The sequence below is a fragment of the Burkholderia sp. PAMC 28687 genome (genome assembly GCF_001577465.1).
In the GTDB taxonomy this organism is placed as follows: Bacteria; Pseudomonadota; Gammaproteobacteria; order Burkholderiales; family Burkholderiaceae; genus Caballeronia.
In genome coordinates, this window is record NZ_CP014505.1 from 2,162,851 (window position 1) to 2,183,548 (window position 20,698).

Below are 20,698 nucleotides of genomic sequence, written 5' to 3' on the forward strand. Positions count from 1 at the left end.
TGGTCCTTGGCCTGATCACTGATCACGCGGTAAGCGCTTCGGACGTGTGCGCATGATGCGCATGTCCGTCGACGAGACAATGTTTATGCTCGACGTGGTATTCGAATTCGTCCCAGAAATGCTTCAGCATGCCGCGCACCGGCATGGCCGCCGCGTCGCCGAGTGCACAAATGGTGCGACCCATGATGTTTTCAGCGACCGAGTTCAGCAGATCCAGGTCTTCCTTGCGCCCGAGTCCGTGTTCGATCCGATGCACCACGCGATACAGCCAGCCCGTGCCTTCGCGGCAAGGCGTGCACTGACCACACGATTCTTCGTAGTAGAAGTACGACAGGCGCAAGAGCGAACGCACCATGCAACGCGTTTCGTTCATGACGATCACCGCGCCCGAACCCAGCATGGAGCCCGCCTTCGCAATCGAGTCGTAATCCATGTCGGTGGCCAGCATGAGCTCACCCGGTACGACTGGCGCAGACGATCCACCCGGGATCACCGCTTTCACGGACTTGCCGCGCACACCGCCTGCCAGCTCGAGCAGCGTCTCGAACGACGTGCCGAGCGGCACTTCGAAATTGCCCGGACGATTCACGTCCCCGGCAACCGAGAAAATCTTCGTGCCGCCGTTGTTCGGCTTGCCGATCTCGAGATACTTCTGCGGGCCGATAGCCAGCAGGAACGGCACGGCTGCGAACGTCTCGGTGTTGTTGATCGTGGTCGGCTTGCCATACACGCCAAAGCTTGCCGGGAAAGGCGGCTTGAAGCGCGGCTGACCTTTCTTGCCTTCCAGCGACTCGAGCAACGCAGTTTCTTCGCCACAGATATATGCGCCGTAACCATGGTGCGCATACAGCTCGAACGAGAAGCCCGAACCTAGGATATTCGCACCCAGGTAACCGGCCGCACGTGCTTCTTCAAGCGCCTGTTCGAAGACCTTGTAGACCTCGAAGATCTCGCCGTGAATGTAGTTGTAGCCGACCGTGATGCCCATGGCGTACGCGCCAATGCACATACCCTCGATCAACGCATGCGGATTCCAGCGAAGAATGTCGCGGTCCTTGAACGTGCCCGGTTCGCCTTCGTCCGAGTTGCAGACGAGGTACTTCTGCCCCGGGAACTGACGCGGCATGAAGCTCCACTTAAGACCGGTCGGGAAACCCGCACCGCCACGGCCACGCAGGCCCGACGCCTTGACGTCGGCGATGACCTGTTCTTGCGGAATTTTTTCTTCGAGAATGCGGCGGAGCTGGGCGTAACCGCCGCGCGCCACATAGTCTTCGAGGTGCCAGTTTTCGCCGTTGAGGCCGGCGAGAATCAGGGGCTGGATGTGGCGGTCGTGAAGAGACGTCATTTCGAAAGTTCCTCGAGGAGCGTGTCGATCCGCTCGCGACTCATGAAACTGCACATACGATGATTGTTCACGAGCAACACGGGTGCATCGCCGCACGCGCCAAAACATTCGCCTTCTTTCAAGGTGAACTTGCCGTCAGCGGTGGTTTCGCCAAAGTCGATGCCGAGCTTTTGCTTCAGGTATTCCGCAGCACTTTCCGAGCCGCCGTCAGGACCGAGTTGGCACGGCAGATTGGTACAGAGCGTGATCTTGTGCTTGCCGACCGGCGCGGTCTCGTACATGGTGTAGAACGTCGCCACTTCCTGTACGGCCACGGACGGCATGCTCAGGTAGTCGGCCACGAACTGCATGATTTCCGGCGACAGCCAGCCATGCTCTTCCTGAGCGACAGTCAGCGCCGCCATCACTGCGGACTGCTTCTGCTCCACAGGATATTTCGCGATCGCGCGATCGATTTCTTTCAGGCCTTCAGCTGAGATCATTTCAGACACGACTCTTTCAGTTCCTACCGAACGAAAACCCGCCGCGCCCTTCTTCTGCGGCAGACCTGGCGTCCTGCTGTTGTTGGTTCGCCGGCACGTTCAGCGCTAATGCGCGACCGGGCCGGCGTAATGCGGGAGATTTCCGCGACTGCATGTCAGCGGTCGATCTCGCCAAACACGATGTCCTGCGTCCCGATGATCGTCACCGCGTCCGCAATCATGTGTCCGCGCGCCATTTCGTCGAGCGAAGCAAGATGCGCATAACCCGGCGCACGAATCTTCAATCGATACGGCTTGTTCGCCCCATCCGAAATCAGATAGATGCCAAACTCGCCCTTCGGATGCTCGACTGCTGCATACGTCTCGCCTTCCGGAACGTGGAACCCTTCCGTAAAGAGCTTGAAGTGGTGAATCAGCTCTTCCATGTTGGTCTTCATGCCCACGCGCGAAGGCGGCGCAATCTTGTGATTGTCGATCATCACCGGGCCCGGATTCTTCCGCAGCCACTCAATACACTGTTTCGCGATGCGCGTGGATTGACGCATTTCTTCCACTCGCACGAGATAACGGTCGTAGCAGTCGCCGTTGACGCCGACCGGAATATCGAAATCCAGTTGATCGTAGACTTCGTACGGCTGCTTCTTGCGCAGATCCCATTCAATGCCCGAGCCGCGCAGCATGGCGCCGGTCATGCCGAGCTGCAACGCGCGCTCAGGACTGACCACACCGATACCCACGAGCCGCTGCTTCCAGATGCGGTTATCGGTCAGCAGCGTCTCGTACTCGTCCACGCACTTCGGAAAACGCGTGAAGAAGTCGTCGATGAAATCAAGCAGCGAGCCCTGACGCGTCTCGTTCATGCGCGACAACGCTTTCGCATTGCGGATCTTCGATGCCTTGTATTGCGGCATTGCGTCAGGCAGATCGCGATACACGCCGCCCGGACGGTAATACGCCGCGTGCATCCGTGCGCCGGACACCGCTTCGTACACGTCCATCAGGTCTTCGCGTTCGCGGAAGGCATACAAAAACACGGCCATTGCACCAACGTCGAGTGCGTGCGAGCCGATCCACATCAGGTGGTTCAGCACACGCGTGATTTCGTCGAAAAGCACGCGGATGTATTTCGCACGAATCGGGACGTCGATACCGAGCAGCTTCTCGATCGCCATCACGTAGCCGTGCTCGTTGACCATCATCGACACATAGTCGAGACGGTCCATGTACGGCACGGACTGAATGAAGGTCTTCGACTCGGCGAGCTTCTCGGTTGCGCGATGCAAGAGGCCGATATGCGGATCGGCGCGCTGGATCACTTCGCCGTCGAGCTCCAGTACGAGGCGCAGCACACCGTGCGCAGCCGGGTGCTGCGGGCCGAAGTTGAGCGTGTAGTTCTTGATCTCTGCCATGGCGTTCTCTTAGTGTTTCAGACCGCCATAGCGGTCCTCGCGGATCACGCGCGGCGTGATTTCGCGCGGCTCGATCGTCACGGGCTGGTACACGACGCGCTTCTCTTCAGGGTCGTAACGCATCTCGACATAACCCGACACCGGGAAGTCCTTGCGGAACGGATGGCCGATAAAACCATAGTCGGTGAGAATGCGGCGCAGGTCCGGGTGGCCTTCGAAGACGATTCCGAACAGGTCGAATGCTTCGCGCTCATACCAGTTCGCCGATGACCACACGTCCACCACCGAGGCAACGATAGGTACTTCGTCGTCCGGAGCGAACACGCGCACGCGCACACGCCAGTTGTTGGCGATCGAAAGAAGATGGAGGACGGCCGCAAAACGCGGACCTTCGTAGGCGCCGTCGCCATACGTGAAGTAATCGACGCCGCACAGGTCGACGAGTTGCTCGAACCCGAGCGAGCGATCGTCGCGCAACTGAAGCGCTACATCCAGGTAGTTCGACGCCTTGACAACGACAGTCAGTTGCCCGAGCGACTCGGTAACGCTATGCAGGCGGTCGCCGAACGCCGCCTCGAGGTTCGCTTTCAGGGTCTCGAGTTTGCTTGCCATATTGGGGAGGCTCAGGCCTTGGTGACGCTAATTGGACTTCTGTGACGCTGACCGGCATGCTGAAGGCGTCACGACCTTGGATCAACCACGCTTACTGGCGGGCGATCGTGCTGGTGCGGCGAATTTTCGCCTGCAATTGAATCACGCCATATACAAGCGCTTCAGCCGTCGGCGGGCATCCGGGCACGTATACGTCGACGGGAACGATCCGGTCACAGCCGCGCACGACAGAATAGGAGTAGTGGTAGTAACCGCCGCCGTTGGCGCACGAACCCATGGAGATGACCCAGCGCGGCTCGGCCATCTGGTCGTACACCTTGCGCAGCGCAGGCGCCATCTTGTTGCATAGCGTTCCAGCCACGATCATCACGTCCGACTGCCGCGGACTCGGACGAAACACGACGCCGAAGCGATCCAGGTCGTAGCGGGCAGCGCCCGCGTGCATCATCTCGACCGCGCAACACGCAAGACCGAACGTCATGGGCCACAGCGAGCCCGTGCGCGTCCAGTTGATCAGTTTGTCAGCCGTGGTGGTGACGAACCCTTCCTTCAAGACCCCTTCGATACTCATTTGCTTTCACTCCAGATGGGCAGCCAGCCATAGCTACCCAGCAATCCGGTGATTCGACGACCCCAAATCCGCAACCCTTTGCACTTCACTCCCAGTCCAGCCCACCCTTTCTCCAGATGTAGGCAAAACCCAGCAGGAATTCGAGCAGGAAAACCATCATGGACAGAAAACCCGGCCAGCCGATGTCGCGCAAGGCAACGCCCCACGGAAACAGGAACGCGGTTTCAAGATCGAAAATAATGAACAGAATAGCGACAAGATAATAGCGCACATCGAACTTCATCCGCGCGTCTTCGAACGCTTCGAAGCCGCACTCGTAGGGCGCGTTTTTTTCTGTGTCAGGCTTGTTGGGACCGAGAATTTTACCGATGCTGACGAGAGCGATACCCAAACCGGTGCCCACGACGAGGAACAGCAAGACGGGATAATAGGCTGAGAGATTCACGACTATCCTCAAATCGGTTTGATCTGGTGTGCCGGTCAGGACGACTGCCCAACCGATTTTCAACTAAAGACGAATGATACGTAAGAACCCTTACATATTCACTCGCCAGAAGTGACAATGCCAGCCGAAGCAATGCATGCGGCTGGCATTGGATAACTTTTTTGGTGCCGACGGCGAGACTCGAACTCGCACAGCTTTCGCCACTACCCCCTCAAGATAGCGTGTCTACCAATTTCACCACGTCGGCACTGTCTTGCAATCCGGTAAATCAACTTCTAATTGCCGGGAATCGCTTCGAGAACAAAATTATAACTGGGTTAAGCAGTTTGTTCAACGCACAAAAGGTGCCTAAAGCGAAAATTATTTCGGAACGTCGGAGCCAGGGGCTGACGATGCAACCGGTGCCGAACTCGCGGTTGCAGCCGACGCGCCAAGGGTCGTGTTTGCAGCAGGCGCCGTTACCGAAGCCCCGCCCAGCACGCCTGCCGAAGCTGCAGGCTTGTAGCTTCCGAGGTAGGTCAGCGTCAACGTCGAGATGAAAAACACCGCTGCGAGGACAGCGGTTGTACGCGACAGAAAGTTCGCCGAACCAGTTGCGCCGAACAAACTGCCCGACGCGCCGCTGCCGAAAGCCGCACCCATATCAGCACCCTTGCCGTGTTGCAACAATACGAGCCCGATAACGCCAAACGCCGACAACAACTGGACGACAATAATCAAAGTCTTTAAATACAGCATTCCGTTCACCCGACTCTTTAATGTTCGCGCGACACTTCTGTGCCCCGCCTTTAATGCTTACACACTCGAAAGCTTAAACTCGGTTATCAAACCGATCCGTTTTGTGCCGCCTGGCAGATCGCAAGGAAATCATTCGACTTCAGCGATGCGCCGCCAATCAATCCGCCATCGATGTCCTGCTGAGCAAACAACTCTTTCGCATTTTCCGGCTTGACGCTGCCGCCGTAGAGCACCGGCGCCTTCGCCGCGCCTGCACCCTTCGATGCGAGTTGCGAGCGCAGGAAAGCGTGAACTTGCTGCGCCTGCTCGGTCGTCGCGCTTTTTCCTGTACCGATCGCCCAGACGGGTTCATATGCCACGACGATCTTTGCCGCTTGTTCTTGGCTCAGCACAAGCAGCACTGCTTCGAGTTGCGTTCCGATCACTTGTTCGGTCGAACCGTTTTCGCGTTGCTCCAGCGTCTCACCCACGCACACAATGGGCGTAAGACCGGCTTCCAGAGCGCGCTGCGCTTTCACCGCGACCAGGTCCGAATGCTCATGATGATAAGCACGCCGCTCGGAATGACCAACGATCGCGTAGGTTGCGTCGAAATCGGCAGCCATGCCGGCTGCGACTTCGCCCGTATAGGCGCCCTGCTTGTGAGCCGAGACATCCTGCACGCCCCACGCGACTTTCGAGCCTGCCAGCAACGCCTGCGCTTGTGCAAGGTATGGTGCCGGGACACAGATGCCCGTACGGACGTCGCTCGACAATCCAGCGGCGCCCGTGGCAACTGCTTGCAGCAAGGCCGCGTTCTCTACGAGCCGACCGTGCATCTTCCAGTTTCCCACTACCAGCTTTGCGCGTTTGGCTTGTTCTTTCGGCATTTGTCTCGTCATAGCAGCGAGGCTGCCGATCAGTAGGTGGAAAGGAACCAGAAAAATCAACCGGAAACGAAACTTTTGGACGCGTCGCCCCAGTACAACATGCGATTTTACTGTGCCTGGCAGAAAACGGTCAAACGCGTAAATCTCCCTGACAGCTTATTTCAGCTCCGCGCCGCGCTGGCGATCAGGCAACCTGGCTCCAGTCGAGCACGATTTTGCCGATATGCGTGCTGCCTTCCATCAGTTCGTGCGCTGCGGCGGCCTGATCGGCGGGGAAAACCTGGTGAATCACTGGCTTGATGCGTCCTGCCTCGATCTCCGGCCACACTTGCTCTTTCAACTGCACCGCGACCTTGCCCTTGAACGCAACCGCACGCGGGCGCAAGGTCGAACCCGTGATCACGAGACGACGGCGCAACACTTCATTCAGGTTGATCTCGGCTTTCGATCCGCCAAGCGTTGCGATGACCACCACGCGGCCGCCATCAGCCAGTGCTTTCAGTTCACGGGGAAGATAATCGCCCGCGACCATGTCCAGGATCACGTCCACGCCGCGGTCATTTGTGAGCGACTTCACGACATCGACGAAATCTTCCGTCTTGTAGTTGATCGCGCGCTCCGCACCGAGCTTTTCGCAAGCCTGGCATTTTTCATCGGACCCGGCTGTCACGAACACACGATGACCAAGCGCCTTGGCAATCTGGATGGCCGTCACGCCGATTCCGCTCGATCCACCCTGGATCAGCAGCGTCTCCTCGGCGCCGTTCTCGCCCTTGCCCAGGTGCGCGCGCTCGAACACGTTGCTCCACACGGTAAAGAACGTTTCCGGCAACGAAGCCGCTTCGATATCCGTCAAACCCTTCGGCACGGGCAGGCACTGCTCGAGCGGCGCGCATGCGTACTCGGCATAACCGCCGCCCGCGAGGAGCGCACATACGCGATCGCCCGCTTTCAGACCGAATGGATTGTGCTTCGGATCGAAGTCCCCGCGCACGATCTCACCCGCCACTTCCAGCCCCGGCAGATCAGATGCACCCGGCGGCGGCGCATAGCCGCCCTTGCGCTGGAATACATCCGGACGATTCACACCCGACGCTGCAACCTTGATCAGCACTTCGCCGGCCTTCGGTTCCGGCATTGGACGCTCGCCCAGCTTGAGAACGTCGGGCGCGCCAAATTCGGTGATTTCGATCGCTTTCATCTGCGGATTCCTTAAAGTCGGACTTCGTGAAACAGCGACGTAACCTCATGGCTTTGCGGGCTCGAATAACCAAACCTGCAAAAACATGCTTCACATTCGAACCATCACATTCGAAAACGGCCGGCACGCAAGCTTCTCGCGCCGGCCATTCCAACCTACCGCATTACTGCGGTTGCGTCGGCTGGATCGGTTGAATCGGCTCGCCGCCTTCAGCCAGCAGTGCCTTCGCCGACAAACGCACACGACCCTTTTCGTCCGTCTGGATGACCTTGACCTTAACGACCTGGCCTTCCTTCAGGTAGTCGTTGATGTCCTTGATGCGCTCGTTGACAATTTCCGAGATGTGCAGCAGACCATCCTTACCCGGCAGGATGTTGATGATCGCGCCGAAGTCGAGCAATTTCAGTACCGGACCTTCGTATACCTGACCCACTTCCACTTCGGCCGTGATGTTCTCGATACGCTTCTTCGCTTCCGCCATGCCTTCGCTGCTCGTGCTTGCGATGGTCACCACGCCGTCATCGGAAATGTCGATGGTCGTGTTGGTTTCTTCGGTCAACGCACGGATCACCGAACCGCCCTTGCCGATCACGTCGCGGATCTTTTCCGGATTGATCTTCATGGTGATCATGCGCGGCGCGTAGTCCGACAGGTTCGTGTTCGTGCCCGGGACCGCGGTCGTCATCTTGCCGAGGATATGCATGCGGCCTTCCTTCGCCTGCGCGAGCGCGACCTGCATGATCTCCTTCGTGATGCCCTGGATCTTGATGTCCATCTGCAGTGCCGTCACGCCTTGCGCCGTGCCTGCGACCTTGAAGTCCATGTCGCCCAGGTGATCTTCGTCGCCCAGGATGTCCGTCAGCACCGCGAACTTGTTGCCTTCAAGGATCAGGCCCATCGCGATACCTGCGACGTGCGCTTTCATTGGAACGCCGGCGTCCATCAGCGCGAGACAGCCGCCGCAGACCGAAGCCATGGACGAAGAACCGTTCGATTCCGTGATTTCCGATACGACGCGGATGGAATAACCGAATTCGTCGGCGCTCGGCAGCACTGCCACCAATGCGCGCTTCGCCAGACGGCCGTGACCGATTTCACGGCGCTTCGGCGAACCGACGCGACCCGTTTCGCCGGTCGCGAACGGAGGCATGTTGTAGTGAAGCATGAAGCGTTCGCGATACTCGCCTTCGAGCGCGTCGATATTCTGTTCGTCGCCCTTCGTGCCGAGCGTCGCCACGACCAGCGCTTGTGTTTCACCACGCGTGAACAACGCCGAGCCGTGCGTGCGCGGCAGCACGCCGGTGCGGATTTCGATGGGACGGACGGTGCGCGTGTCACGGCCATCGATACGCGGTTCGCCGTTCAAGATCTGCGTACGAACGATCTTCGCTTCGATGTCGAACAACACATTGCCGATGGTCGCCTTGTCAGCCGGCGCTTCGCCACGGGCAGCGGCTTCTTCGGTCAGCTTGGCAGTCGTCGATGCATACACTTCCTTCAGCTTGGCGCTGCGAGCCGACTTGTCGCGGATCTGATAAACCGACAGCAATTCGGCTTGAGCCAGCTCGGCCACGCGTGCGATCAGCGGTTCGTTCTTCGCAGCCGGCGCCCAGTCCCATTCCGGCTTGCCACCTTCGGCGACCAGTTCGTGGATTGCATCGATTGCGACCTGCATCTGGTCGTGACCGAACACCACAGCGGCCAGCATGACTTCTTCGGTAAGCTGTTGCGCTTCCGATTCCACCATCAGCACCGCGCGTTCCGTACCGGCGACGATCAGGTCGAGCGCCGATTCCTTCATCTGCGGACGCGTCGGGTTCAGCACGAATTCGTTGTTGATGTATGCAACGCGGGCAGCACCCACCGGGCCGTTGAACGGCAAACCGGAGATGGCCAGAGCCGCCGACGCGCCGATCAGCGCGGGAATGTCGGCGGGCACATCCGGATTCAGCGACAGCACGTGGATGACGACCTGGACTTCGTTATAGAAGCCTTCCGGGAACAGCGGGCGCAACGGACGGTCGATCAGGCGGGAAATCAGCGTTTCGCCTTCCGACGGACGGCCTTCGCGACGGAAGAAACCACCCGGGATCTTGCCGGCTGCGTAGGTCTTTTCCAGATAATCGACGGTCAGCGGGAAGAAGTCCTGGCCCGGCTTTGCCGTCTTCGCGCCGACAACCGTCGCGAGCACCACGGTATCTTCCACATCGACGATCACGGCGCCGCTTGCCTGGCGCGCGATTTCACCTGTTTCCAGGCGAACGTTGTGTTGTCCCCACTTGAATTCCTTGACGATTTTCTTAAACATTCTCACTCCTTCTTCGTTATGCCCCGCGGCTTTCTGATGTGTTGTCGTGCTTGCCGGACCATCCGGAACGCCCGCACACACCGATAAAAACCGCGAAGCCAAGCGATGACCGGAACCGCGCAAGAGAGGGGTGTATGTCATTCCAACGCAACACGATACGCGATGCGCATGACGCGCTGGAATGACACAAAGCTCTGCCGCGAGGCCCGGCCCTGTAGTCGAATCGGTTTCCGATCCGGATTGGCTTTAATGCAAGCCTTCGATATTTCCCGCCGTTTTCCTGCTTGCGCGCGCGTACAGAGCGCGCCGTTCAAAAACAAAATGCCTGTATCAGCAAACTGACACAGGCATTTCGTTGTGAACGCTAGCCGCTTACTTGCGCAGACCCAGCTTTTCGATCAGCGAGCGATAACGGTCAGCGTCTTTGCCCTTCAGGTAATCGAGCAGCTTGCGACGGCGGCTCACCATGCGCAGCAGACCGCGGCGGCTGTGGTGATCTTTCGTGTGGGCCTTGAAGTGAACGGTCAGTTCATTGATACGGGTCGTCAGCAGTGCGACTTGCACTTCAGGCGATCCGGTGTCATTTGCGGCGCGCGCATATTCTGCGACGACGTCGGACTTCTTTGCATGAGCAACTACGGTAGACATTTGATTTTCCTTTGATACGGACAGGCGGTCACGGAAGAAGGGCCGTGCCGTGGGTTTTCTGCATCTTTTCCTTGGCCTGAAAACCGGCTTCGGATTTCCTTGCCGGACGCATTTGAACCAGGATTGAGGCCCGGCCTTACATACGGCAAGTCGCGAATTATAGCACAGCGATTTTGCCCGTCGACACGGTCACCCCCGTCGAATGTATTTGCGCAATAGGCCGGGTCCCAAGCTTCTCTTACGAGGCGGGACGTTTCATCTGGCAGGTTGTCGGCATTGCGGTATTGGCTGCGGGGACCTTCAGCAAGGTCCGAAAGCCATAGCCCGAGCCTTCGTTATCGAAGTGCACGCCCGGCGTGCCCGACTTGTCCATCTCCATGACATACAGGGGTTGGATCAACTGATGATCTGCGGCGCGCATTTCCGTGGTTTGAAAACCCGTGTCGAGTTTCATGCCTTCCAGCGCGTGGGCGACTGCGGTCGGATCGGCGCTGCGGGCCTTTTGCATTGCGTTGGCGAGCATTTCGATCATCAGCGGCATGCGCAGGAAAAGGTAATCGTCGGCGGGAGCCAGAAAACGGGTCCGGAACGCACCGTAGTAAGCGTCCGACACCGCGCCGCCCGCGTTTGGATGCCAGTCCGCCACCGCGACCACGTGTTTCACGCCGGCTTCGCCCAGCGCGGCAGGCGCGCCGAGACTGTTGCCGTAGAACGTGTAGAAGTGCGTGTCGAGGTCCTGCTCCCGCGCCGCTTTCACCAACAGCGTCAGGTCATTGCCCCAGTTGCCGGTGATGACGGCGTCGGCGCCGCTCGAACGGATCTTCGCGATGTACGGCGCAAAATCCTTTACGCGCCCGGCCGGAATGAATTCATCGGCGACGATTGCTATGTCCGGACGGCGCTCCTTCAGCGCGCGGCGCGCTTCGCGGCTGACATCGTGGCCGAAGCTGTAGTCCTGATTGAACAAATAGACCTTTTTCACCGATGTCTCGCGCTGGATGACATCGGCCAGCGCGTTCATGCGCATGCCCGCGTGGGCATCGAAGCGGAAATGCCAGAAGCTGCAATCCTCGTTGGTGAGGGCGGGATCATCGGCGGAATAATTCAGGAAGACCACCCGATGTCCAGGATCGCGGACGTTCTGCTTGTTGATCGCATCGACGAGCGCGGCGGCCACTGCCGAGCTATTTCCCTGCGTCACAAAGCCAATCCCCTGGTCTATCGCCGCGCGCAGTTGCACAAGGCTCGCTTCGCTGCTGCCTTTTCCGTCGAGCACGACAAGCTGCAAGGGATGCTTGCCATCGGGCAAAACCACGCCGCCATTGGCGTTCACGCGCTCCACGCCGAAGCGCAAGTTACGCTCGACGGATGCGCCCGCATTGGCGAACGGGCCCGACATGCCTTCGATCATCGCAATGCGGATTGGCGCGAGATCGGCTGCCAGGGCCGGCGCAGCGAAAATACTCCCGAGAACGCCCACGACCACCGCCTTACTGCATTTCGCCAGCAAATCACGAAATCCCATACCGCCCATCCAAGATAAAAGCCGAACCGCGGATCATAGGCTGCAGGGTACGGCACGCGCAACATTTCGCCTGAATCCGCGATGAAATGGAATACCGGCACGGGTCCGCGCGTTTCCTGAGCAAGCGGGCGTGGACTGGACCGTGCCCCATGTCAAAATAACTACCACAGCAAAAACCCACGATAAATTGTGGACACGCACACGAAGGAGGCTTCAATGTTGATCAGTTCGATACGAAAACCGGCCGCAATGATTCTGGCCCTGTTGCTGACGGCGTGTGCGCAGCCGTGGCAGAACTATCAGGCGGGCGCGGATTCATCGACGGTGACAGCGCGCCTCGGTCCGCCGAAAGAGGTCTATGACCTGCCGAACGGCGGCAAGCGCCTGATGTGGCCGACCCAGCCGCTAGGCGAAGTGACGACGGCGGCGGACATCGATGCATCGGGGAGGATCGTGAACGTGCGTCAGGTCCTCGATGAAAACGAGTTTTATAAAGCGCAGATCGGCACATGGACGCGCAAGGACGTTCTGCTCAACTTCGGGCGGCCGGTCGAGACGTCCTACTTTCCGCTCATGAAGCGCGAGGTATGGACGTATCGGTACATGGAGGCGGGTTACTGGTACATGATGTTCAGCTTCTATTTCGATGACCAGGGCATCGTGCGCCTGACACAAAAGACGCCGGACCCGCTGCACGACCCCGATCGCCGGAACTTCTTCTGAAGACCTCACAGACACACGCCTCTCGCGCCCATCGGGCGATTTATTTCTCGTCCGAAAAAAATGCCGCCGCCGAACGCGGCATTTTTTTATGGCTGGACGTCCGGAACCTTTTCATAGAAAGTAATTCGTAAGCTTACGACTACGTTGTGTCAGTGAACCGGAAAATCGTTTCGTTGTAGATCGCCTACCATTACGTTTTTGGAGCTGGATTGGACTACACCCCATGACTCGACCCAAACGCATGCTTGTTGAAAACGTTGGCTGGGCGGCAGAAACCGCCGCCAGCGACCCGGCTTTCTTCGAAACCCTCGCGCAGGGACAAAGCCCGACCGTGCTGTGGCTTGGCTGCTCCGACAGCCGCGTGCCGGCCGAAACCATCACGCACTCGAAGCCCGGCGATCTGTTCGTCCATCGCAACATCGCGAACCTGTTTTCCGCCGACGACGACAACACCATGAGCGTCCTCGAATACGCGGTGAACGTGCTGAAAGTGGACGATGTGATCGTCTGCGGACATTATGGATGCGGCGGCGTGCGGGCGTCGTTGTTGCCCATGTCGCCCGCCCTTCCCCACGTCAACCGCCGCATTGCGCCGCTGTGCGCGCTGGCGCAAAAACACAGCGGCGAACTCGACGCCATCGAGCCCGGCGATGGCCGCATCGACCGGCTTGCCGAACTGAGCGTGCTGGAACAAGTTCGCGCGATCCGGCGCGTGTCGACCGTACGCGACGCAGAGCGCCCACCGCGCGTTCACGGCTGGATATTCGGCCTGCGCGATGGCCGCATCAAAGTCCTTTCATCCGGCGATCCGGCTGACGCAGAGGCTGAACCTGCCCCGAGCGCCGTCCAGCATATGACCGAAACATCCGGCGGCTAGCCGGCGAGACCCTCCCTGCTTAAAACCTCTTCTGTGCGACGCCCCTCGGGACATCGCATGGTTTAACTCGCGCCCCAAAAAGCCTATGAACCTACGCCAGACGTTTGCCAATTTCCCTCGCGACATGTTCGCTGGGACCGTCGTTTTCCTTGTCGCCATGCCGCTTTGCCTCGGCATTGCCAACGCTTCCGGCGTCGAGCCGTTCGCAGGGCTGCTGTCAGGCATTATCGGCGGGCTGGTGGTGGCGCTTTTGAGCGGATCGCAACTGAGCGTGAGCGGCCCGGCGGCGGGACTCGTCGTGATCGTCGTCGATGGCATTGCCAAGCTCGGCAGCTTTTCCACCTTCCTCATGGCTGTAATGCTCGCGGGCGCGATCCAGTTCGGCTTCGGCATGCTGAAGGCCGGGCGCTTCGCGGCGTACGTGCCGTCGTCGGTGATCAAGGGAATGCTCGCGGCAATCGGCTTGCTGCTCATCATCAAGCAAGTGCCGCTCGCCGCCGGTTTCGCCAACGATGGCGCCCACGTCGCCGCGGCAGCGCCAGGCACGATCGCCACACCCTTTGGCGCGATGTCGCTCGCCGCGTGCGTGGTGGCCATTGTGTCTATCGCGATCCTGGCAAGCTGGGAAACGAAGGCCATGCGCCGCTTCGCGTTCGTACGCGCGGTGCCCGCGCCGCTTGCCGTGGTCGTGCTCGGCATCGCGATCACGCTTGCGCTCGATTTCGCTGCGCCGGGTTTTGCGCCGCCGGCGGAGCATCGGGTTTCACTGCCATCGCTGGCGACGTTCGCCGCGTTGAACGCCGCGCTCGACTGGCCCAACTTCGAGCAACTCATCAATCCCGATGTCTGGCGGCTCGCGATGACGCTTGCCATCGTGGCGAGTCTCGAGACCTTGCTGAGTCTGGAAGCTGTCGAACAGATCGATCCCAAGAAGCGTACCGCGCATCCGGATCGCGAGCTGAAGGCGCAGGGCATCGGCAACATGATGGCGGGCGCGATCGGCGCGTTGCCCATCACCTCCGTGATCGTGCGCAGTTCGGCCAACGTCCACGCGGGTGCGCAAAGCCGATGGTCGGCCGTCATTCACGGCGTTCTGCTGCTGGCGAGCGTGTTCGCGCTGACGGCGGTGATCAACCTCATTCCGCTTGCCTGCCTCGCCGCAATCCTGATCTTCACCGGACTGAAGCTCGCTAAACCGTCGCTGTTCAAGGCCGTCGCGAAACAGGGATTCGAGCGGTTTGCGCCATTCATCGTGACGATTGCCGGCGTGCTGATGACCGATCTGCTGATCGGCATCCTGCTGGGAATTGCGTGCAGCATCGCGCTTGCGATCCACGCGAATCTGCAGCGGCCGATCACCATCGCACAGCACGACGATCACTTCCTGCTCTCGTTTCGCAAGGACGTGTCGTTTCTCGGCAAGGTGTCGCTCAAGCATCACCTGAAGCAGATCCCCGACGACGCAACGTTGATCGTCGATGCAAGCCGCGCGGATTTCATCGATCAGGATGTGCGTGAACTCATCGATAAATTCATCGCCGATGCCCCCGCCCGCGGGATTCACGTCGAGTGCCGTCAGCTCGAGCGCGCGGCCCGGGAACGGCCCGGCTTTCAGCAGCGCATGGCGCTTTTCAGACGGGCTTTCCGCTAAATAACATCGCAACGAAAAACGGCCCTCGCTTTTGGCGAGAGCCGTTTTCAATCAGCGAGGCGGCTGGATCAAGCGCCTTGCTGTGTGTGCATCAAAAATCACGAAAGCTGCGGGTTGAGCTTTTCGACTTTCGAATGGAGTTTGTTGAGCGCGGCAAGATACGCCTTCGCCGATGCCGCCACAATGTCCGGGTCCGTGCCCACGCCATTGACAATCCGGCCGCTCTTCGACAAGCGCACGGTCACTTCGCCCTGAGCCTGCGTGCCCGTGGTAATGGCGTTAACCGAATACAGCACCAGCTCGGCGCCGCTCGTCACTTTCGATTCGATTGCGTGAAGCGTCGCATCCACCGGACCATTACCACGCGACTCGCCGTGCACTTCGATGCCATCGACAGCAAACACCACGCGTGCATGCGGCTGCTCACCCGTTTCCGAACGCTGAGCCAGCGACACGAAGCGGAACGTTTCCTTCGCCTGCATTTCCGCCGACTCTTCGGAGACGATCGCCATGATGTCTTCGTCGAAGATTTCCGACTTGCGGTCGGCGAGTTCCTTGAAGCGCACGAACGCTGCGTTCACGTCCGTTTCCGATTCCAGCGTCACGCCCAGGTCTTCGAGGCGCTGCTTGAACGCGTTGCGGCCCGACAGCTTGCCGAGCACGATCTTGTTCGTTGCCCAGCCTACGTCTTCGGCGCGCATGATTTCGTAGGTATCGCGCGCTTTCAACACGCCATCCTGGTGAATGCCCGATGCATGGGCGAACGCGTTTGCGCCCACTACAGCCTTGTTCGGCTGCACGACAAAACCCGTGATCTGCGAGACGAGCTTGGACGTCGGCACAATGTGCGTGGTGTCGATACCCAGTTCCAGCCCGTAATAATCCTTGCGCGTTTTCATCGCCATCACGACTTCTTCCAGCGCCGTGTTACCCGCGCGCTCGCCGAGACCGTTGATGGTGCACTCGATCTGACGCGCGCCGCCGATATGCACGCCAGCAAGTGAATTGGCGACGGCCATGCCAAGGTCGTCGTGGCAATGCACGGACCAGATCGCCTTGTCCGAATTCGGCACGCGTTCGCGAATGGTCTTGATCAGGTTGCCGTAACCTTCCGGCACGGCATAACCCACGGTGTCCGGAATATTGATGATGGTCGCGCCTTCGTCGATCACCGCTTCCAGCACGCGGCACAAGAAGTCGAGATCCGAGCGGCTGCCGTCTTCCGGCGAGAATTCCACGTCGTCCGTGAACTTGCGCGCGAAACGCGTGGCAAGACGAGCCTGCTCGTAGACCTGATCGGCGCTCATGCGCAGCTTCTTTTCCATATGCAGCGCGGACGTCGCGATGAAGGTATGAATGCGGAAGTGATCGGCGGGTTTGAGGGCGTCGGCGGCGCGCTGGATGTCTTTGTCGTTGGCGCGGGCGAGCGAGCAGATCGTGCTGTCCTTGATCAGGCCGGCAATAGTGTGGATTGCATCGAAATCACCGTTGGAACTGGCTGCAAAGCCCGCTTCGATCACATCGACTTTCATCCGCTCGAGTGCTTTTGCGATGCGGATCTTCTCGTCTTTCGTCATCGACGCGCCGGGGGATTGCTCGCCATCGCGAAGCGTCGTGTCGAAAATGATGAGTTTGTCTGCCATGTTCGGGCTCCAGTAGGGAATTTTGGATTGATTAAAACGGCGGAGAAAGGCGATACGGAATTCGGGTGTTCGCGCCACCGCTGGCGTCGAAAACCACGAACGAGCAGACGGGAGGCGGGAAGCTCAGCGCGGCAGGCGCGCTAGTGGCGGTAGCGCGCGTAGCGGCGCACCGGCTAGGGACAACGAGAGGAGATGGGCGAAAAAATTCATTCGCAAACTATAACTACATTTTTAAGCGCGTGCAATTGGGCTTTCCGATCGGGGCGATTGGCGTTTTCGTCCTGGCGCAGTCGAAAAAAACGCGCACCGGCTGTAAGGACCGATGCGCGTTGACATCAATGCGCTTTTTCCGATGACCGGGCCGGATTCGGCCGGCCTCTCAAACTCATGTATCCCCACCAGGCGTAGCCCGAGAAGCCGTAGAGAACGAAGAGTCCGAACAGCATCAACGGCGGATCGGACGATACCAGCACGAACGCCACAACCACCAGCAACACGCCGGCGAACGGGACGCGGAACCTGACATCCAGCGCCTTGCCGCTGTAGAACGGCGCGTTCGAGACCATCGTCACGCCTGCATAGATGGTCAGCGCGAATGCCACCCAGGGCAGCCAGACCAGCTTGAGCGGCACGCGGTTATCGGTGGCGAGCCACACGAAACCCGCGATCAACGCCGCCGCAGCCGGGCTCGGCAAGCCCTGGAAATAGCGTTTGTCGACCACACCGACGTTCGTATTGAAGCGCGCCAGACGCAAAGCCGCGCCCGAGCAATACACGAAAGCCGCGAGCCAGCCCCATCGGCCGAGATCCTTCAGGATCCATTCGTACATCACCAGCGCGGGCGCAACGCCGAACGACACCATGTCGGACAAGCTGTCGAACTGCTCGCCAAACGCGCTCTGCGTATGCGTCATGCGAGCGACACGGCCGTCCATGCCGTCGAGCACCATGGCCACGAAGATCGCGATGGCGGCGATTTCGAAGCGCACGTTCATTGCCTGAACGACGGCGAAAAAACCGCAAAACAGCGCGGCGGTGGTGAATGCATTGGGCAGCAAGTAAATGCCGCGTTTTCTAAGGAACTGTTGCCGCTTCGCACGCCTCGTTTCGAGCACGCCGAGGTCCTGCGCCGATTTGTTGCGTCGAAACGCCCGCGGGGGTGTTGTCGTGCTTCGTGTCCGGCGCGGTTTGAGTGCCGCCATCGAGTCCTCCGTTGTGCAGCCTGGTTTTACCGCTTATCTATGCTTACTCTGCAAACTCGGCAAGAATCGTGGACGACGCCGATACCTTCTCCCCAATCGCCACGCGCGGACGGCTTCCAACCGGCAAATACACGTCGACACGCGATCCAAAACGGATAAAACCATAGCGCTGGCCACGATTGAGCGGTTCGCCCACGTGGACATAGCACAAAATGCGCCGCGCGATCAGGCCGGCGATCTGTACCGACGTCACCGTATGGCCCGCCGCGGTCTGGATCACGATGGCGTTACGTTCGTTCTCGGTCGATGCTTTGTCGACGGCCGCGTTCAGGTACGAACCCGGGAAATACTCGACCTTGCTGATCGCGCCATCGACCGGCGAGCGTTGCGAGTGGACATTGAACACGTTCATGAACACGCTGATCTTGAGCGCTTCGCGGTTTGCGTACGGGTCATGCGCCGTTTCCACAGCGACGATGCGGCCGTCCGCGGGACACAGCACGGCGTTCGCCTGAACCGGGATAGGACGCGCGGGATCGCGGAAAAACTGCACGACGAAGATCGCAAGCAGCCAGAACGGCCAGGCAAACCCGAAGCCGCCGATGGCCTGGATCAACACGGCAATGACAACCGCAATGGCAATAAACGGCCAGCCTTCGCGCGCGATGATCGGATGTGGATAGTTCATGAACGAGTTCTATATTTTTAGTAAAACCGTAGGATAGCAAAAGCCGTCCGGCGCCAAGCGACCCCGGACGGCTTTCGGTCTTCACTAAGACCGGCAAACAACACCGGTCGTTCAAGCGATATCAGGCAATATTTAGTTCTTCGACTGATCGACCAGCTTGTTTGCGGCAATCCACGGCATCATTGCGCGCAGTTTGGCGCCAACCGTTTCGATCTGGTGCTCGGCCGTGAGGCGGCGGCGCGATTGCAGCGTCGGCGCGCCCGCACGGTTTTCGATGATGAAGCTCTTCGCGTATTCACCCGTCTGGATGTCCGTGAGAACCTGCTTCATCGCTTTCTTCGTTTCAGCCGTCACGATCTTCGGACCCGTTACGTACTCACCGTATTCGGCGTTGTTCGAGATCGAGTAGTTCATGTTGGCGATACCGCCTTCATAGATCAGGTCGACGATCAGCTTCAGTTCGTGCAGGCATTCGAAGTAAGCCATTTCCGGCGCGTAGCCGGCTTCGACCAGCGTTTCGAAGCCGGCCTTGATCAGGTCGACCGTACCGCCGCACAGAACAGCCTGTTCGCCGAACAAGTCGGTTTCGGTTTCTTCGCGGAAATTCGTTTCGATGATACCGGCACGGCCGCCGCCGTTAGCCACCGCGTACGACAAGGCCACGTCGCGCGCCGAGCCCGACTTGTCTTGCGCCACTGCGATCAGGTGGGGAACGCCGCCGCCTTGTGCGTAGGTGCCGCGCACCGTATGACCAGGCGCCTTCGGGGCGATCATGATCACGTCCAGATCGGCGCGCGGGATGACCTGGCCATAATGCACGTTGAAGCCGTGAGCGAATGCCAAAGCAGCACCTTCCTTGGCGTTGTCGTGCACTTCGTTCTTGTAGACTTCAGCGATCTGCTCGTCCGGGAGCAGCATCATGACGACGTCTGCGCCCTTCACGGCTTCGGCCACTTCCTTGACCTTCAGTCCGGCCTTCTCAGCCTTGCTCCACGATGCGCCGTTCTTGCGCAGGCCGACCGTCACGTTCACGCCGCTGTCCTTCAGGTTCAGCGCGTGTGCATGGCCTTGCGAGCCATAGCCGATGATCGTGACCTGCTTGCCCTTGATGAGGGAGAGATCGGCGTCTTTGTCGTAGAAAACTTTCATGTCGGTTCCTTTGCCTTGAATAGATTCGTTGATTCGTTTAAGGGGTACTGATAACTGCGAGTTCGTTGCGGCGAGTCTCAAACCTTCAGAATGCGCTCGCCCCGGCCAATGCCAGAACTTCCGGTGCGCACGGTTTCGAGAATCGCCGTCGCATCAAGCCCCTGAATAAAGGCGTCGAGCTTGTCGCTCGCGCCTGTCAGTTCCATCGTGTAGCTTTTTTCGGTGACATCGATGATCCGGCCGCGGAAGATATCCGCCATCCGCTTCATCTCTTCCCGCTCCTTGCCGACTGCCCTTACCTTGATCAGCATCAGCTCGCGCTCGATGTGGGCGCCCTCTGTCAGGTCGACCACTTTCACCACCTCGATCAGGCGGTTCAGGTGCTTCGTGATCTGTTCGATCACGTCGTCCGAGCCAATGGAAACGATGGTCAGCCGCGACAGCGAACTGTCTTCGGTCGGCGCCACCGTCAAGGTCTCAATGTTGTAGCCGCGTGCGGAAAAGAGCCCGACGACACGCGATAACGCGCCCGGTTCGTTTTCCAGCAGCACGGAAATGATGTGTCTCATGATTTGCGTTCCCGATTAATCCAGTTGGATGGCGTGTTCT

The 20,698-nt window shown here is 59.3% G+C and carries 20 protein-coding genes and 1 tRNA gene; 3 read left to right on the forward strand and 18 right to left on the reverse strand.

Going from position 1 to position 20,698, the window contains the following annotated elements; genetic code table 11:
* Nucleotides 1–22: 22 nt before the first annotated feature.
* From nuoF to AX768_RS10075, 13 genes are all read right to left on the reverse strand, one after another.
* Nucleotides 23–1,348: an NADH-quinone oxidoreductase subunit NuoF gene (gene nuoF, locus AX768_RS10015; protein WP_061999833.1), complete on the reverse strand. Its 1,326-nt coding sequence runs from the start codon at nt 1,346–1,348 to the stop codon at nt 23–25.
* Nucleotides 1,345–1,830, reverse strand: a complete 486-nt coding sequence (gene nuoE, locus AX768_RS10020) for an NADH-quinone oxidoreductase subunit NuoE (RefSeq protein WP_060858512.1) — start codon at nt 1,828–1,830, stop codon at nt 1,345–1,347. The genes nuoF and nuoE overlap by 4 nt, the downstream gene beginning before the upstream one ends.
* Nucleotides 1,831–1,985: 155 nt before the next feature.
* On the reverse strand, nt 1,986–3,239 hold the full coding sequence (locus AX768_RS10025; protein WP_061999834.1) for an NADH-quinone oxidoreductase subunit D: 1,254 nt from the start codon (nt 3,237–3,239) through the stop codon (nt 1,986–1,988).
* Nucleotides 3,240–3,248: 9 nt separating this feature from the next.
* Entirely contained in the window at nt 3,249–3,851 is a 603-nt protein-coding gene (locus AX768_RS10030; RefSeq protein WP_061999835.1) for an NADH-quinone oxidoreductase subunit C, read from the reverse strand.
* Between the two features lie 91 nt (nt 3,852–3,942).
* Nucleotides 3,943–4,422 (reverse strand): NuoB/complex I 20 kDa subunit family protein, encoded by a 480-nt coding sequence (locus AX768_RS10035; protein ID WP_027819582.1) that lies wholly within the window; start codon nt 4,420–4,422, stop codon nt 3,943–3,945.
* 85 nt (nt 4,423–4,507) lie between these two features.
* Nucleotides 4,508–4,867, reverse strand: a complete 360-nt coding sequence (locus AX768_RS10040; RefSeq protein WP_056353980.1) for an NADH-quinone oxidoreductase subunit A — start codon at nt 4,865–4,867, stop codon at nt 4,508–4,510.
* Nucleotides 4,868–5,029: 162 nt separating this feature from the next.
* Nucleotides 5,030–5,114: transfer RNA gene (locus AX768_RS10045), tRNA-Leu, on the reverse strand.
* Between the two features lie 113 nt (nt 5,115–5,227).
* Nucleotides 5,228–5,605, reverse strand: coding sequence for a preprotein translocase subunit SecG (secG, locus tag AX768_RS10050; protein ID WP_061999836.1), 378 nt, complete (start codon nt 5,603–5,605; stop codon nt 5,228–5,230).
* Nucleotides 5,606–5,691: 86 nt separating this feature from the next.
* Nucleotides 5,692–6,474, reverse strand: coding sequence for a triose-phosphate isomerase (gene tpiA, locus AX768_RS10055; protein WP_062000913.1), 783 nt, complete (start codon nt 6,472–6,474; stop codon nt 5,692–5,694).
* 184 nt (nt 6,475–6,658) lie between these two features.
* The gene (locus tag AX768_RS10060) at nt 6,659–7,675 is read right to left on the reverse strand and encodes an NAD(P)H-quinone oxidoreductase (RefSeq protein ID WP_061999837.1); all 1,017 of its coding nucleotides are present in this window, start codon (nt 7,673–7,675) and stop codon (nt 6,659–6,661) included.
* A gap of 163 nt (nt 7,676–7,838) precedes the next feature.
* Complete coding sequence (gene pnp / locus AX768_RS10065) at nt 7,839–9,989, reverse strand: polyribonucleotide nucleotidyltransferase (RefSeq protein ID WP_172811941.1); 2,151 nt, start codon at nt 9,987–9,989, stop codon at nt 7,839–7,841.
* 366 nt (nt 9,990–10,355) lie between these two features.
* Entirely contained in the window at nt 10,356–10,631 is a 276-nt protein-coding gene (rpsO, locus tag AX768_RS10070; protein ID WP_056353993.1) for a 30S ribosomal protein S15, read from the reverse strand.
* 238 nt (nt 10,632–10,869) lie between these two features.
* Complete coding sequence (locus AX768_RS10075) at nt 10,870–12,156, reverse strand: branched-chain amino acid ABC transporter substrate-binding protein (RefSeq protein WP_086382117.1); 1,287 nt, start codon at nt 12,154–12,156, stop codon at nt 10,870–10,872.
* Between the two features lie 216 nt (nt 12,157–12,372).
* Here AX768_RS10075 and AX768_RS10080 point away from each other — a divergent pair, with 216 nt between their 5' ends.
* The 3 genes from AX768_RS10080 to AX768_RS10090 all read left to right on the forward strand — a co-directional run bounded on the left by AX768_RS10080 (nt 12,373) and on the right by AX768_RS10090 (nt 15,407).
* Nucleotides 12,373–12,879, forward strand: coding sequence for a hypothetical protein (locus AX768_RS10080; protein ID WP_061999839.1), 507 nt, complete (start codon nt 12,373–12,375; stop codon nt 12,877–12,879).
* Between the two features lie 223 nt (nt 12,880–13,102).
* Nucleotides 13,103–13,756, forward strand: a complete 654-nt coding sequence (locus AX768_RS10085) for a carbonic anhydrase (protein WP_061999840.1) — start codon at nt 13,103–13,105, stop codon at nt 13,754–13,756.
* An 85-nt stretch (nt 13,757–13,841) separates the two neighbouring features.
* The gene (locus tag AX768_RS10090; protein WP_061999841.1) at nt 13,842–15,407 is read left to right on the forward strand and encodes a SulP family inorganic anion transporter; all 1,566 of its coding nucleotides are present in this window, start codon (nt 13,842–13,844) and stop codon (nt 15,405–15,407) included.
* Nucleotides 15,408–15,505: 98 nt separating this feature from the next.
* Here AX768_RS10090 and AX768_RS10095 read toward each other — a convergent pair whose 3' ends face one another.
* From AX768_RS10095 to ilvN, 5 genes are all read right to left on the reverse strand, one after another.
* On the reverse strand, nt 15,506–17,050 hold the full coding sequence (locus tag AX768_RS10095; RefSeq protein ID WP_061999842.1) for a 2-isopropylmalate synthase: 1,545 nt from the start codon (nt 17,048–17,050) through the stop codon (nt 15,506–15,508).
* Between the two features lie 335 nt (nt 17,051–17,385).
* Nucleotides 17,386–18,252: a CDP-diacylglycerol--serine O-phosphatidyltransferase gene (gene pssA / locus AX768_RS10100; RefSeq protein WP_061999843.1), complete on the reverse strand. Its 867-nt coding sequence runs from the start codon at nt 18,250–18,252 to the stop codon at nt 17,386–17,388.
* A 43-nt stretch (nt 18,253–18,295) separates the two neighbouring features.
* Nucleotides 18,296–18,940, reverse strand: a complete 645-nt coding sequence (locus AX768_RS10105) for a phosphatidylserine decarboxylase (protein WP_060858501.1) — start codon at nt 18,938–18,940, stop codon at nt 18,296–18,298.
* A gap of 132 nt (nt 18,941–19,072) precedes the next feature.
* Nucleotides 19,073–20,089, reverse strand: coding sequence for a ketol-acid reductoisomerase (gene ilvC / locus AX768_RS10110; RefSeq protein ID WP_061999844.1), 1,017 nt, complete (start codon nt 20,087–20,089; stop codon nt 19,073–19,075).
* A 77-nt stretch (nt 20,090–20,166) separates the two neighbouring features.
* Nucleotides 20,167–20,658: an acetolactate synthase small subunit gene (gene ilvN / locus AX768_RS10115; protein WP_047844600.1), complete on the reverse strand. Its 492-nt coding sequence runs from the start codon at nt 20,656–20,658 to the stop codon at nt 20,167–20,169.
* Nucleotides 20,659–20,698 lie beyond the last annotated feature (40 nt).

Bases quoted from the DNA above. Each gene is read 5' to 3' on its own strand.
- tpiA (WP_062000913.1), bottom strand. From the start codon at position 6,474: ATGCCGAAAGAACAAGCCAAACGCGCAAAGCTGGTAGTGGGAAACTGG.
- AX768_RS10095 (WP_061999842.1), bottom strand. From the start codon at position 17,050: ATGGCAGACAAACTCATCATTTTCGACACGACGCTTCGCGATGGCGAG.
- AX768_RS10085 (WP_061999840.1), top strand. From the start codon at position 13,103: ATGACTCGACCCAAACGCATGCTTGTTGAAAACGTTGGCTGGGCGGCA.
- AX768_RS10080 (WP_061999839.1), top strand. From the start codon at position 12,373: ATGTTGATCAGTTCGATACGAAAACCGGCCGCAATGATTCTGGCCCTG.
- AX768_RS10090 (WP_061999841.1), top strand. From the start codon at position 13,842: ATGAACCTACGCCAGACGTTTGCCAATTTCCCTCGCGACATGTTCGCT.
- AX768_RS10105 (WP_060858501.1), bottom strand. From the start codon at position 18,940: ATGAACTATCCACATCCGATCATCGCGCGCGAAGGCTGGCCGTTTATT.
- AX768_RS10035 (WP_027819582.1), bottom strand. From the start codon at position 4,422: ATGAGTATCGAAGGGGTCTTGAAGGAAGGGTTCGTCACCACCACGGCT.
- AX768_RS10030 (WP_061999835.1), bottom strand. From the start codon at position 3,851: ATGGCAAGCAAACTCGAGACCCTGAAAGCGAACCTCGAGGCGGCGTTC.
- rpsO (WP_056353993.1), bottom strand. From the start codon at position 10,631: ATGTCTACCGTAGTTGCTCATGCAAAGAAGTCCGACGTCGTCGCAGAA.
- secG (WP_061999836.1), bottom strand. From the start codon at position 5,605: ATGCTGTATTTAAAGACTTTGATTATTGTCGTCCAGTTGTTGTCGGCG.
- nuoE (WP_060858512.1), bottom strand. From the start codon at position 1,830: ATGATCTCAGCTGAAGGCCTGAAAGAAATCGATCGCGCGATCGCGAAA.
- ilvN (WP_047844600.1), bottom strand. From the start codon at position 20,658: ATGAGACACATCATTTCCGTGCTGCTGGAAAACGAACCGGGCGCGTTA.
- AX768_RS10075 (WP_086382117.1), bottom strand. From the start codon at position 12,156: ATGGGATTTCGTGATTTGCTGGCGAAATGCAGTAAGGCGGTGGTCGTG.
- AX768_RS10025 (WP_061999834.1), bottom strand. From the start codon at position 3,239: ATGGCAGAGATCAAGAACTACACGCTCAACTTCGGCCCGCAGCACCCG.
- AX768_RS10060 (WP_061999837.1), bottom strand. From the start codon at position 7,675: ATGAAAGCGATCGAAATCACCGAATTTGGCGCGCCCGACGTTCTCAAG.
- ilvC (WP_061999844.1), bottom strand. From the start codon at position 20,089: ATGAAAGTTTTCTACGACAAAGACGCCGATCTCTCCCTCATCAAGGGC.
- pssA (WP_061999843.1), bottom strand. From the start codon at position 18,252: ATGGCGGCACTCAAACCGCGCCGGACACGAAGCACGACAACACCCCCG.
- nuoF (WP_061999833.1), bottom strand. From the start codon at position 1,348: ATGACGTCTCTTCACGACCGCCACATCCAGCCCCTGATTCTCGCCGGC.